The sequence below is a fragment of the Streptomyces sp. genome (assembly GCF_035645055.1).
In the GTDB taxonomy this organism is placed as follows: Bacteria; Actinomycetota; Actinomycetes; order Streptomycetales; family Streptomycetaceae; genus Streptomyces.
The window spans coordinates 96,389-109,816 of the sequence record NZ_DASQNH010000094.1; the positions used below are offsets into that span (position 1 = coordinate 96,389).

The following is a 13,428-nucleotide window of genomic DNA, read 5'->3' on the forward strand; positions in this document are numbered from 1 at the left end:
CACCCGAGTGCCCGTCAGGTGTCCGGGAGGAGGAGCCAGATCTCGGAGAAGGCGAGACCGTGCTCGGAAGTCACCGTCCCGCACGGGCAGCCCAGGATGATCCGGCGCCCTCCGCAGGCCACCGTCCACGGGCCGTCCGCGGCCCCGCACCCCGGGCAGCGGAAGGTCTCGGCCGTCCACACCCCGTACCCGGGCCGGCCGTAGCGACGGAACCGGCCCGCGTACCGGACGCTCCAGGGCACGGCCGGGGGCGTCAGCCGGGCGGTGCCGGGCGGGCGCGGCGCGGCCAGGTCCGTGAACAGGGCAGCCAGCTCCGGGAGCAAGGCCTCACCCACGTCGGTCGGCGGCACGGCCGCGGCGCCGTCCGGCCGCCCCGGCACCCCGTACCTCGCCGCCGCGGCGGCGGCCGGCGGGGTCGGGTGGCCGTGCCAGGGCAGGAAGGCCCGCGCCACGGCGGCCAGCAGCGCGGCGGCGGCCGGGCTGACGGCGCCCGCGTCGAGATGGTGCAGGGTGGTGCGCAGGACGCGCTGGAGCCGTCGGTCCCGGTCCGTGGCCCGCATCCGGGCGCTCGCGCCCCGCCGCCGAGGGAGTGGAGCGGTCAGACGGGTGAGGACGGCCCCCGCCGCGGCGGCGTCGGCCGGGGCGGGCCGCCACCGCCCGGCGTCCAGCAGCGACCGGGCCCGCACGGCTTCCCGCGCGAGGGCCCGTGCGGGCAGCGCGGGAGCGTCGAGGGCTCCCCGTCCCGTGCTCCCACCACTCGTCATGGCGCGATCCCCCGTGGCCTTGTCCTGCCGTACGGGGGAGATCCCATCACACGCACGAGTCGGGGCTCGGCGCTCCGTCCGTCAGGCCGCGCGGGAGCCGGGAGTCAGCAGGTTCACGTGGGCAGCGGGAGGCGTCGAGCCCCCCGTCCGTGCTGGGTCCGCTCGGCGCGGGACTCACGCCGCCCCGAACGCGGTGAACGCCCACCCCGTCGCCTGGTGCAGGGCGTCTCCCGGCAGAGCCGCGCGGGCGTCGCGCAGGGCCTCGGCGAGGGACAGACCGGAACCGAGCCCCTTGTGCAGGGCGAGCATCAGCGGGACCACCGCGGCGTCGTTGACCGGCGCGCTGCTCGCGACCACCCCCGCCGTGCCCAGCGGCAGCAGCGCGGTGACCAGGCCCAGCAGCTCGTCCGCACCGACCGAGGCGAGCCGTGCGGTGTCGCAGCTGGAGAGGATGATCCGGTACGGGCTGCGGTCCAGGCGCTCGAAGTCGTGGACGATGAGCGGGCCGTCCGCCATGCGCAGGGACGAGAACATCGGGCTGTCCGCGCGGAACGTGCCGTGCGCGGCGATATGGGCGAGCGCCGCGCCGTCCAGCTCCCGCAGCACCCGCGGTACCCGCGCGTCCTCGTCCTCCAGCACCCGTGCCTCGGCGTACCGGTCGGCCACCTCCGGCACCTCGGCGCCGCCGGTCGCCAGGCCCGGCCCGCGGACCAGCACGTAGCCGCCACCCGGCGGCGGCTCGGTCTCCCGGGCCCGCAGCCAGCTGCTCGCCGACGGCGACACGCTCACCACCCGCTCCCGCAGCGACGGCAGCAGCGCCCACGGCACCCGGTGCAGCCGCGCGGGCGGCACGATCACCACCGGCCCCGGGCCCAGATGCGCGGCCGCCGGCCCGAGCAGCAGCTCCTCGAGACGGCGGCCCGCCGCCTCCACCACCGGCAGCCGGGCCTCGGCCCCGGGATGGGCCAGCCGCCGCAGCCCCGCCTGGACGTGCTCGGCCTCCACCTCCGCCTCCGCCAGCAGGCCCGCCTCGAACCGGCGCACCCGGCCCCGCCCGCACAGCAGCACCTGCACCCGCCCGTCCAGCACCGCGAGTTCGACCAGCCGGGTCTCGCCCAGCCGCGCCAGCAGGCGGGGCACATCGAAGCGGTGCCCGTCGCCGGGCGCGCCGCCGCGTATGTGCAGCGTCCGGGACCGCACCTCCCGTTCCAGCCGGCGCTGCTCCCGCTCCAGCGCCGGTATGGGACGGCTCTCCCGGCGAGCCGCCTCCGCGCGGGCCGCGATCTCGCGGAACGCGGTCAGTCCGCTCAGCAGCGCCGGATCCGCCGGGGGACGGGTGGGCGGCGCGGACAGCACGGTGGCCCGCCAGCGCTCGCTCCACATCAGCAGCCGGCGCGGCCCGCCCCCGGCGAGGCTGGCCTGCTGGGCGAGCGCGGCCAGTTCGGCGCCCTGCTCGGTGGCCCGCGCCCGCAGCTCGGACGCGCCGAGCGTCATACGGTGGTCGTCCAGCACGTCGAGACCGCGCCGGCACGCCTCCAGCACGCCCCGCGCCGAACCGGCCGCCCGGGCCCGCAGCGCCTGCGCCGCCCACCCCGTCATCCGGGCCAGCGGCGGCCCGCTGTGCCGACCGCGCGCGGCCACCGCCAGATGGCGTTCCGCGTCCGCCGTCCAGCCCAGGGCCAGCGCGATCCGGCCGGCCAGCAGCGACGCCTCCGGCGCGGCCGGCGCCCCGAACGACGACAGCCGCTCGGCCACCGCGGCGGCGTCCGCGACCAGCCGGCCGGAGCAGCGCCCGGCGGCCACCCGCGCCTCGATGAGCACCAGCCGGGCATGCGTCTCCCACCAGGTGCGCCGCTGCCCGGAGAACAGCCGCACCGCCACCGCGGCGCGGGCGATCGCGGTGTGCGGATCGCCCGCCAGCCGGGCCGCGCGCGCCGCGGCGAGCAGCAGCTCGGCCTTGCGGGTGGACTGCCCGCCCATGCCGTCCAGGACGGCGATCGCCGCGTCCGCCTCGGCCAGTGCCTCCGGGGCCAGCCCGGCCGCCATCAGCACCTCGCAGCGCCGGATGTTGAGCATGAACGTCGGCGTGCCCAGCTTGGCGTACCGCTCCTCCGCCTCGTCCAGCAGCCGCAGCGCGGCCGGGATGTCCCCGGACCGGAACGCGGCCAGCCCCCGGCTCTCCACCGCGTCGGCCTTGTCGTGCTCCTGGCCGGTGGTCTCCCACAGCGCCTCCGCGGCGGTGAAGTCGGCGTCCGCCCGCTCCACCGCGCCCAGCGCGAGATGCACGGTCGCCCGCAGCGTCAGCGCCCGCGCCGTCCAGATCACGTCGTCCGCCTGCCGCAGCACGGGAATCGCCCGGCGCACGTCCTCCAGCGCCTCGCGGTGATGGCCCAGCACCCACCAGACGTACGCCCTGCGATACCGCACCCTCGCCCGGGTGTGCCCCGTGCCCCGCGCGACGCCCCGGTCGAACGCCGCGAGGCCCTGCCGGGTGCGGCCCGCGTGCACCAGGGCCACGCCGAGCGTGCCGAGGACGTCCGCCTCACGTTCCGCGGAATCCGCGCGCGCCGCCAGGTCGCGGGCACGCCGGAGATGGTGCAGGGCGATCCGCAGATCGCCGAAGTCCCGCTGCCAGATGCCGATCACCTGGTGCGCCACGGAGGCGTGCAGCGGTGAGGGACCGGTGGCGAGCACCTCCTGGGCCCGGTCCAGCGCCTCGTTCGGGGCGGCGAACACCATCGGCAGCAGTTCGAGAACCGAGTCGCTTCCCGCTCTCACTCCACGGATGGTAGTGGCCGCCGCCGTGCGGAACCACGGGCCGCCGATTCGTCTCTGTATCAGTCAGCGACTTCACGGCTCTAGTTGACGAACGTCGCGACAACGGGGAGGACACGCCATGGCACCACAGCGATTCCGCGAGCAGTTCGACCAGATCCAGCGCGCGATGCGCGACGTCCCGCTCGCCATGGGACCGGACGACTCCGCGGAGTTCCTCTACGAGAAGGGAGTCGTCCTCGCCCGCGACGGCGAGGAGGCGCAGATCGTCGAGGACGCCGTGCGCACCTTCTTCACGGAGGCGCCCGACCTCACCCCCGACACGGTGCGCCGGGCAAGCCCGCGACGCAACCGCTCCGGCATCACCCGGATCCAGGTCGGCGACCCCGGGGAGGGCGCCCCGGGCGCGGACCGCGCGGTGGCGGGCGCGCTGCGCGCCCTGCGGCGGGCGGAGGGCCGCGCGGGCCGCCGGCTGGTCAGCCGCAACCACGTGGTGTCGATCGCGGTCAACGCCTGCCCCGGCGACGAACCCGCCCCCGCCCCGCCGCACGAGCCGCCGAACCCGGCCGCCGCGGAGGGCCTGCACGACCCGGACACCGCCGTCGGCGTCCTCGTCGTCGACACCGGCCTGATGAGCGACTACCGCTCCTACCCGCTGCTCGCCCACACGGACGGCGACCTCCAGATCCAGGAGACCGACGAACGGGGCTTCCTCCAGCAGTACGTCGGCCACGGCACGTTCATCGCCGGGCTGGTCGCCGCCGTGGCGCCCAACACCGACGTCACCGTACGGAACTCGCTGAACGACGCCGGGGCGATCCTGGAGTCGGAGTTCGGCGAGAAACTCTTCGAGGCCGTCGACGCGAGCGGCTGGCCCGACATCCTCAGCCTCTCCGCGGGCACCTCCAACGGCCGTACCGACGGTCTCCTCGGCGTCCAGGCGTTCATGGAGGAACTGCGCGAGCAGCACACCCTGCTCGTCGCCTGCGCCGGGAACAACGCCAGCGCCACCCCCTTCTGGCCCGCCGCCTACGCCGACCTGCCCGGCTGGGAGGACAGCGTGCTCTCGGTCGGTGCCCTGCGCGGCGACGGCGAGTTCGGCGCCTGCTTCAGCAACCACGGGGCCTGGGTGAAGGTCTACGCCCCCGGCGAACGGCTGACCGGCGCCCTGACCGGCTGGGCCGCCCCGATGCCGTACGTGTACCAGCACTCGACGTACGACGCCTGCCGCTACGGCTTCGGCTACGGCTGCACCTGCCAGTACCCCCGGCACACCGGCGCGCTCAGCGACGAGGGCGCCACCGGCAAGCCGGACCAGGTCATGTTCCGGGGACTCGCGCAGTGGAGCGGCACCTCGTTCGCCACCCCTGTGGTCGCCGGGCTGATCGCCGCCCACATGACGGCGCACAAGGAGACCGACCCGCGCGCCGCCCGCCGGCAAGTGCTGGCGGCGAACACCGAGTTCGCGGAGGTGCGCGGGGCGCATGTGCCGGCGCTGCTGCCGCCCACCTGGCGGGCCGTGCCGGTCGAACTGCCGGTGGCCGTCGCATGAGGAACGGAGCATGCCCACCCACGGCGTACGATGACTTGCCGTACACGAGGGGTGGGGCCTTGGACCGTGCAGATGTCGGCGCGCTCGTCCAGTCCGCCGTCGACGGCGACGCGGCGGCCTGGAAAGCGCTCGTGGAAGGGCTGAGCCCGCTGGTGTGGTCGGTCGTGCGCGCCCACCGGCTCTCCGACGCCGACGCGCACGAGGTCTACCAGACGGCCTGGTTCCGCTTCGCCCAGCACCTCGGGCGGATCCGAGAACCGCACAAGGCGGGATCCTGGCTGGCGACCACCGCGCGCAACGAGTCGCTCAAGGTGATCAGAGGCTGGCAGCGGCTGACACCGACCGACGATCCGCAACTCCTGGACCGGGTCAGCGAGGACCGTACGCCGGAGCAGTCGCTGCTCGACTCCGAGGAGGCGGCCGCGCAGAGCGAGCGGGTCCGGCGGCTGTGGCAGGAGTTCGAGGAGCTGGGGGAGCGGTGCCGGCAGCTGCTGCGGGTGCTGATGGCCTCGCCGCCGCCCAGTTATCAGGAGGTGTCCGCCGCCCTGGGCATCGCCGTCGGCAGCATCGGGCCGCTGCGCCAGCGCTGTCTGCGCCGGCTGCGGGCCCGACTCGACGCACGGGGAGCATCGTGAACCACATCGACAACGGCGCCGCCGGCGCCGACGACGGATTCGGCGAGGACGCCGTCCCGGACGAAGCCGCGCTGGACGACACGGAGTTCGGGGCCGGGCTGCTGGAGGAGGAGCTGCGCCAGGCCGCGGCCATCCTCGACCCGGTCCCGGCCGAGCTGCGCCGCCTGGCCGTGGACGCCTACGCCCTGTACGACCTCGACGCCCGGCTCGCCGAGCTGACCTTCGACTCGCTGGTGGACGCCATCCCGGTGCGCGGCGCGACCGACGTACCCCGGATGCTGACCTTCCGCACCGGCGAGCTGAGCGTCGACGTCGAGGTGACCGCGCACGGGCTGATCGGCCAGGTGCTGCCGCCGCAGCCGGCCCGCATCGAGGTCCTCGGCGGCCCGCACCCCGCCGCACCGGCCACCCTCACCGCCGACACCATGGGCCGCTTCGCCGGCGAGCTGCCGCGCACCGGCCCCTTCGCCCTGCGGCTGCGGACCGGCGGGGAGGTGGTCGTGACGGAGTGGATGCGGGCGTGACCGCGCCATGGGCCCGGGGCTTCAGCGCGGTACGGCGGTGACGAGCGCCGCGAGCGCGTCCGCCAGCCGCTCCAGCCCCGGCCCGGCCGGGCCGCCCGGCTCCGTCATGTAGGTGTCCCGGCGGATCTCCACCATCAGCGCGGAGACCCGCGGGTCCGTGCCGTAGTACTCCAGCGGTACGTACGTCCCGCTGAACGGGCTGTCCAGCCCGACGCCCGCCCCGAAGGCTCCGCGCGCGGCGGCGAGCAGTCCGGGCGGCGTGTGGAAGGAGTCCGTGCCCAGGCACACGGGCGGACGCGGGCCCGCGCCGTGCAGCTCGTAGGGCAGTGCCCGGCTCGGATACGAGTGCACGTCGATGATCACCGCCCGCCCGGTCGCGGCCAGCCGCCCGGCCACGGCGTCCGCCATGGCCCGCGCGTACGGCCGGAAGTACCGCTCGATCAGCGGCTCGGGGTCGTGGCCCTCGGCCCGCAGCACCTCCATGTGGGTGGTCCGCGTGTACACGGCCCCCATTCCCACGGCGAGCATCTCCTCCCGCTCGTCCGGGAACCGCTCCGGGTCCACCACCAGCCGCGCCAGCCGGTTGACGAACCGCCAGGGCGTGACCCCCGCCAGCTCCGCCGCCCGCGCCGCGATCTCCGCCGTGTGCGCGTCGACGATGTGGTCCAGCTCCCGCTCCAGCGCCGGGTCGTCCAGCACGATCCCCGCGCGCACCTCTGCCGGTATCTCCCGCGCGGAATGCGGCACATGCAGAATGACCGGCGAGTCGCCGGCACCGGGCAGCAGCTCGAAGGACGGGGACATGGGGCGGCTCCGGAGATGGGGGAACGGGGAGACGGGGCCGCCCCGGTCGGGCAGCTGCCGACCGGGGCGGTTACGGAGAACCCCTTACGGGGCGAGCGTCAGCTCAGGGACGCCAGGGCCTCGTTCCAGGTGGGCGAGGGGCGCATGATCGTGGCGGCCTTGGCCGGGTCGGGCTGGTAGTAGCCGCCGATGTCGGCCGGCTTGCCCTGGACGGCGTTCAGCTCCTCGACGATCTTCTGCTCGTTCGCCGCGAGCGTCTCGGCGAGCGGGGCGAAGGCCTTCGCAAGCTCGGCGTCGTCGGTCTGCTTGGCCAGCTCCTGCGCCCAGTACAGGGACAGGTAGAAGTGGCTGCCGCGGTTGTCGATGCCGCCGACGCGACGGGTCGGGGACTTGTCCTCGTTGAGGAAGGTCGCCGTGGCCCGGTCGAGGGTGTCGGCCAGCACCTTGGCGCGGGTGTTGCCGGTGAACGTCGCGTACTGCTCCAGCGACGGCACCAGGGCGAAGAACTCGCCGAGGGAGTCCCAGCGCAGGTAGTTCTCCTTGACCAGCTGCTGGACGTGCTTCGGCGCGGAGCCGCCGGCGCCCGTCTCGAACAGGCCGCCGCCCGCCATCAGCGGGACCACCGACAGCATCTTGGCGCTGGTGCCCAGCTCCAGGATCGGGAAGAGGTCGGTCAGGTAGTCACGCAGGACGTTGCCGGTGACCGAGATGGTGTTCTCGCCGCGGCGGATGCGCTCCACCGACAGCTTGGTGGCCTCGACCGGGGAGAGGATGCGGATGTCCAGCCCCTCGGTGTCGTGCTCCGTGAGGTACTGCTCGACCTTGGCGATCAGGTTGGCGTCGTGCGCGCGGGTCTCGTCGAGCCAGAACACGGCCGGGTCGCCGGTGGCGCGGGCGCGGGTGACGGCGAGCTTCACCCAGTCCCTGATCGGCGCGTCCTTGGTCTGGCAGGCGCGGAAGATGTCGCCCTGGGAGACCGGCTGCTCGATCACGACGTTGCCGGCCTGGTCGACCAGGCGGACGGTGCCGGCGGCCGGGATCTCGAAGGTCTTGTCGTGGGAGCCGTACTCCTCGGCCTTCTGCGCCATCAGGCCGACGTTCGGCACCGAGCCCATGGTGGACGGGTCGTAGGCGCCGTTGGCCTTGCAGTCCTCGATGACGGCCTGGTAGACGCCCGCGTAGCTGGAGTCCGGCAGCACGGCGAGGGTGTCGGCCTCCTGGCCGTCCGGGCCCCACATGTGGCCGGAGGTGCGGATCATCGCCGGCATGGAGGCGTCGACGATGACGTCCGACGGGACGTGCAGGTTGGTGATGCCCTTGTCGGAGTCGACCATCGCCAGGGCAGGGCCCTCGGCCAGCTCGGCGTCGAAGGAGGCCTTGATCTCGGCGCCCTCGGGCAGCGACTCCAGGCCCTTGTAGATGCCGCCGAGGCCGTCGTTCGGGGAGAGGCCGGCGGCGGCCAGCGTCTCGCCGTAGCGCTCGAAGGTCTTCGGGAAGAAGGCGCGGACCACGTGGCCGAAGATGATCGGGTCGGAGACCTTCATCATCGTGGCCTTCAGGTGCACGGAGAACAGCACGCCCTCGGCCTTGGCGCGGGCGACCTGGGAGGCCAGGAACTCGCGCAGGTGGGCGACGCGCATCACGGAGGCGTCGACGACCTCACCGGCGAGCACCGGTACGGACTCGCGCAGCACGGTGGTGGTGCCGTCCTCGGCGACCAGCTCGATCTTCAGCGCGCCGTCCTCGGCGATGACGGCCGACTTCTCGGTGGAGCGGAAGTCGTTCTCGCCCATGGTGGCCACGTTCGTCCTGGACTCGCCGGTCCAGGCGCCCATGCGGTGCGGGTGGGTCTTGGCGTAGTTCTTGACGGAGGCCGGGGCGCGGCGGTCGGAGTTGCCCTCGCGCAGGACCGGGTTGACGGCGGAGCCCTTGACCTTGTCGTAGCGGGCCTTGATCTCCCGCTCCTCGTCGGTCTTCGGGTCGTCCGGGTAGTTCGGCAGCGCGTAGCCCTGGGCCTGCAGCTCGGCGACGGCGGCCTTCAGCTGCGGGATCGACGCCGAGATGTTGGGCAGCTTGATGATGTTGGCCTCGGGCGTCTTGGCCAGCTCGCCCAGCTCGGCCAGCGCGTCCGGGATGCGCTGGTCCTCGGTGAGGTACTCCGGGAACACGGCGATGATGCGCCCGGCCAGCGAGATGTCCCGCGTCTCCACGGCGACACCCGCCTGCGAGGCGTACGCCTTGACCACCGGCAGGAAGGAATACGTCGCCAGGGCCGGGGCCTCGTCAGTGTGCGTATAGATGATGGTCGAGTCAGTCACCGGGTGCTCCGCTCCACGTCTGCAACATTGCTCGACATCAAGATATCTCGTGATCGCCTCTGGATCGACAGCGGTACGGATACGACCGGCGCCCGTGCATGGACATGACCGCAACGGGCAGATGTCGATCTGCTCGGTCCCCGCCGATCGCGCCCGTGGGGGGCGCCCCTACCCGAAGGACGGAAACATGCGACGCACCCGGCTCAGAGCCGTGTTCGGTGCCTTACTCCTGACCCTGCTGGCCCTGCTCGGCGCCGCCCCCGGCGCCGTGGCGACCCCGGCCACCACGACGACCACCCTGCCGATCCAGTACCACACCGACACGGTCGTGGATCCGGTGCACCAGCGACTGTTCATCGCCGACCGGGTCAGCGGCTCGATCGTCGTCACCGACTTCGACGGCCGGATCGTGCGGACGCTCACCGGCCTGCCCGGCGCGGCCGACCTGGTGCTGTCCCCGGACGCCCGCACGCTGTACGCGGCGCTCAGCCTCGGCGACGCCATCGTCGCCCTCGACACCGCCACGTACCGGACGAAGGCGCGCTATCCCACCGGCACCGGCGCCCCCACCGGCCCGGTCCGGCTCGCGCTCGTGGACGGCACCCTCTGGTTCAGCTACGGCGAGCAGTGGGAGAGCAACCTCGGCTCCCTCACCCTGGGCCGCCGTCCGGTGGTGCGCCTGGCCCACCTGCCCTCGGGCACCTGGCCGGGCCCGCCGATGCTGCTGTCCGCGCCCAGCGCGCCCGGCCTGGTGATCGCCGGTGACCAGCACTCCAGCGGGGGCACGGTCACCGTGTACGACGTGACCTCCGGGGCGCCCGTGGTGCGGACCACGAAGGACAACCCCGGCGGCATCTCCGCCGTGAACGACCTGGCCCTGTCGCCCGACGGCCGCACGCTCTTCGCGGTGAGCGGGGCGCCCTACCACCACCTGGCCTTCCGGCTCGCCGACCTGTCGGTGGCGCACATCTACCCCACCACCAGCTACCCGACCGCCGCCGCGGTGTCGGCCCAGGGCACGATCGCGGCGGGCATCGACCAGTCCTACGGCGAGGACGTCTTCCTCTTCGCCCCCGGTGCCGACGCCCCCTCCCGGGTCGTCGACCTGGACCCGGGCTCCGCCCAGTACCTGCGCCCGCACGGGCTGATCTGGTCCCCGGACGGAACCCGGCTGTTCGCGCTGACCGGCGAGTACCAGGTTCCGCTGCGGCTGCATGTGATCCACGCGTAGACCCGCCGGGCGCGGCGGCGGCTCAGTCGAGGCGGGCGGCGGACACCCCGCCCGCCTCCTCCGCGCCGTCGCGCTGCTGCGGGATGGACACCCCGCCCTGCCGCAGCGTCACCGTGCGGGCCGGAACCGGGACGCTGATGCCCTCCGCGCGGTAGCGGCGGTGCAGGCGCTTGATGAACTCGTGCTTGATCCGGTACTGGTCGCTGAACTCGCCGACGCCGAGGATCACCGTGAACCCGATCCGCGAGTCGCCGAAGGTGTGGAAGCGGACGGCGGGCTCGTGCTCCGGGACGGCGCCGGTGACGTCCGTCATCACCTCGGTGACCACCTCGCAGGTCACCCGCTCCACCTGCTCCAGGTCGCTGTCGTAGCCGACCCCCGCCTGGACCATGATGGTCAGCTCCTGCTCGGGCCGGTTGTAGTTGGTCATGTTGGTCCCCGCGAGTTGCCCGTTGGGGATGATGACCAGGTTGTTGGAGAGGTTGCGGATCGTGGTCTGCCGCCAGTTGATGTCGGTGACATAGCCCTCCTCGCCGCTGCTCAGCCGGATGTAGTCGCCCGGCTGCACGGTCTTCGAGGCGAGGATGTGCAGGCCCGCGAAGAGGTTGGCGAGGGTGTCCTGGAGGGCCAGCGCGACCGCCAGACCGCCCACGCCGAGCGCGGTGAGCATCGGCGCTATGGAGATGCCCAGGGTCTGGAGCACGACGAGGAAGCCGAGCGCCAGCACCATCACCCGGGTGATGTTGACGAAGATCGTGGCCGACGCGGCGACGCCCGAGCGGGACTGGGCCACCGACCGCACCAGATTGCCCACGACCCGGGCCGACGCCACCGTCACCACGAAGATCAGCAGCACGGTGAGGGTCTGGTTGGTGTGGTGCTGCACGGTCCGGGTCAGCGGCAGCGCCGCCGCCGCGGCCGCCGCCCCGCCGGCCACCGCCGCCCACGGCAGCACCGTGCGCAGCGCCTCCACGATGACGTCGTCACCGCTCCAGCGGGTGCGGTCGGCCTGCTTGCCCAGCCAGCGCAGCAGCAGCCGCAGCGCGAACGCGGCCAGCAGGCCCGCGGCCAGGGCGACGCCGCCGAGGATGAGGTCGTCCAGGGTCAGCGCGCGGGTCATCGGTCACCTCCGGAAGGACGTTCCGCGGCAAACGGGGCCGCCGGCGGCCGGATGTGAGGTCTCGTCACGTTGTCACCTGCTCGATTCCGGGATGTGCGACCGTTCATCCTGCCGTATCCGGCACGCCAGTTCGTACCGGGACCGGGGCCGGCCGCACCCCGCTCAGACGATGCCCTCGGCGAGTTCCGCCTGGTCACGGTCGGATCCGTACGCCGCGGTCGTGGGCGTTCCGTACGAACGGCGGGCGACGAACCACCACACCGTGGCGAGCACGAGTACGACGGCGAGGGCGACGGACGCGTAGTTCATCGTGTCGACCGTCACCGGCGAGGACTGCGGCAGGCAGAACAGCACCGTCACACACGCCACCCACACCACCGCGGTCCAGCCGATCGGCCTGCTCCACCGGCCCAGGCTCCAGGGACCGGGCGTGAAGCGGTCCCCGGCGCGCAGCCGCAGGAAGACCGGGATGGCGTACGCCGGGGTGATGCCGATGACGTTGATGGCCGTGACCGCGCCGTACGCCGTCGCCGAGTACAGCGACGGCAGGGCCAGCACAGCGGCGACCGCCACCGACAGCCACACCGCGGCGACCGGCGTCTGGGTCCTGGCGCTGACCTTGCGCCACAGCCGTGAGCCGGGCAGTGCCCCGTCCCGGCTGAACGCGAACACCATCCGGCTGGCCGCGGCGACCTCGGCGTTGCCGCAGAACAGCTGGGCCACGATCACCACGAGGAGCAGCGCGCTCGCCCCGTTCGTGCCGAGCCCGTCGAGCAGGATCTGCGCGGGCGGCACCCCGGTCTCGCTGGCCCGGGTCGCGTCGTAGTCCTGGATGGCGAAGGTCAGTCCGGCGAGCAGCACGAACCCGGCGATCCAGGACGCCCAGATGGCGCGGACGATGCCGCGGGCCGCCGCCACCGAGGCGCCCGCGGTCTCCTCCGAGAGGTGGGCGGAGGCGTCGTAGCCGGAGAACGTGTACTGGGCGAGCAGCAGGCCGATCGCGGCGACGTAGAGCGGGTTGTCCCAGCCGGTGTCGTTGACGAACTCGGTGAAGACGAACGACGGCGACTGGTGGTGCTCCGGGACGATCGCCAGCGCGCCGACGATCAGCGCGACCCCGGCCAGGTGCCACCACACGCTGATCGAGTTGAGCACGCTGACCAGCCGGACCCCGAACAGGTTCAGCACGGCGTGCAGCAGCAGGATCACGACGAAGATCAGCATTGTCTTCTCGGGGGTCGGCTCGAACCCGAACCGGAGGTTCAGGAACGCGCCGGTGAACAGGGCGGCGCCGTAGTCGATGCCGGCGATCGCGCCGAGCAGACCGAGCAGATTCAGCCAGCCGGTGTACCAGCCCCAGCGCCGGCCGCCGAGCCGGTCGGCCATGTAGTACAGCGCGCCGGAGGTGGGATAGGCGCTGGTGACCTCCGCCAGCGCGAGCCCCACGCACAGCACGAACAGGCCGACGCCCGCCCAGCCCCACAGCATCACCGCGGGACCGCCCGCGCCCATGCCGAAGCCGTACAGGGTCATGCAGCCGGACAGGATCGAGATCACCGAGAAGCTGATCGCGAAGTTGCCGAAGCCGCCCATCCGGCGGGCGAGCACCGGCCGGTAGCCCAGTTCGCGCAGGCGTTGCTCCTCGTCCTGCTGCTGGGCGCCGAGGGTGGTGCGGGACATGCGGAACCTCCTGGAAGGCGAAGCG

General features: G+C 73.5%; 10 protein-coding genes. 4 read left to right on the plus strand and 6 right to left on the minus strand.

Annotated elements, in window-relative coordinates; all coding sequences use genetic code 11:
• Positions 1–14: 14 nt before the first annotated feature.
• Together VE614_RS30125 and VE614_RS30130 are read right to left on the minus strand one after the other, a co-directional pair.
• Entirely contained in the window at positions 15–764 is a 750-nt protein-coding gene (locus VE614_RS30125) for a hypothetical protein (RefSeq protein ID WP_324944235.1), read from the minus strand.
• A gap of 174 nt (positions 765–938) precedes the next feature.
• On the minus strand, positions 939–3,542 hold the full coding sequence (locus VE614_RS30130; RefSeq protein ID WP_324944238.1) for a CHAT domain-containing protein: 2,604 nt from the start codon (positions 3,540–3,542) through the stop codon (positions 939–941).
• A gap of 118 nt (positions 3,543–3,660) precedes the next feature.
• Between VE614_RS30130 and VE614_RS30135 the strand changes: the two genes are divergently transcribed.
• From VE614_RS30135 to VE614_RS30145, 3 genes are read left to right on the plus strand one after another with little or no spacing between them, the layout of a single operon-like run.
• Complete coding sequence (locus tag VE614_RS30135; RefSeq protein ID WP_324944241.1) at positions 3,661–5,091, plus strand: S8/S53 family peptidase; 1,431 nt, start codon at positions 3,661–3,663, stop codon at positions 5,089–5,091.
• Positions 5,088–5,726, plus strand: coding sequence for a sigma-70 family RNA polymerase sigma factor (locus tag VE614_RS30140; RefSeq protein ID WP_324944244.1), 639 nt, complete (start codon positions 5,088–5,090; stop codon positions 5,724–5,726). The genes VE614_RS30135 and VE614_RS30140 overlap by 4 nt, the downstream gene beginning before the upstream one ends.
• Positions 5,727–5,731: 5 nt before the next feature.
• A complete protein-coding gene (locus VE614_RS30145) occupies positions 5,732–6,250 on the plus strand; it encodes a hypothetical protein (protein ID WP_414719667.1) in 519 nt (172 codons plus the stop codon).
• Between the two features lie 21 nt (positions 6,251–6,271).
• Here the strand turns inward: VE614_RS30145 and VE614_RS30150 are convergent, their stop codons facing one another.
• Positions 6,272–7,054, minus strand: a complete 783-nt coding sequence (locus VE614_RS30150) for an N-formylglutamate amidohydrolase (protein WP_324944247.1) — start codon at positions 7,052–7,054, stop codon at positions 6,272–6,274.
• 98 nt (positions 7,055–7,152) lie between these two features.
• A complete protein-coding gene (locus VE614_RS30155; RefSeq protein ID WP_324944250.1) occupies positions 7,153–9,372 on the minus strand; it encodes an NADP-dependent isocitrate dehydrogenase in 2,220 nt (739 codons plus the stop codon).
• 187 nt (positions 9,373–9,559) lie between these two features.
• On the opposite strand from VE614_RS30155, the gene VE614_RS30160 reads away from it, so the two are divergent.
• Positions 9,560–10,603, plus strand: coding sequence for a hypothetical protein (locus tag VE614_RS30160; protein ID WP_324944254.1), 1,044 nt, complete (start codon positions 9,560–9,562; stop codon positions 10,601–10,603).
• A gap of 22 nt (positions 10,604–10,625) precedes the next feature.
• Here the strand turns inward: VE614_RS30160 and VE614_RS30165 are convergent, their stop codons facing one another.
• Together VE614_RS30165 and VE614_RS30170 are read right to left on the minus strand one after the other, a co-directional pair.
• Positions 10,626–11,723, minus strand: a complete 1,098-nt coding sequence (locus tag VE614_RS30165; protein WP_324944257.1) for a mechanosensitive ion channel family protein — start codon at positions 11,721–11,723, stop codon at positions 10,626–10,628.
• 162 nt (positions 11,724–11,885) lie between these two features.
• Positions 11,886–13,403, minus strand: a complete 1,518-nt coding sequence (locus VE614_RS30170) for an amino acid permease (RefSeq protein ID WP_324944260.1) — start codon at positions 13,401–13,403, stop codon at positions 11,886–11,888.
• Between the last annotated feature and the right edge of the window lie 25 nt (positions 13,404–13,428).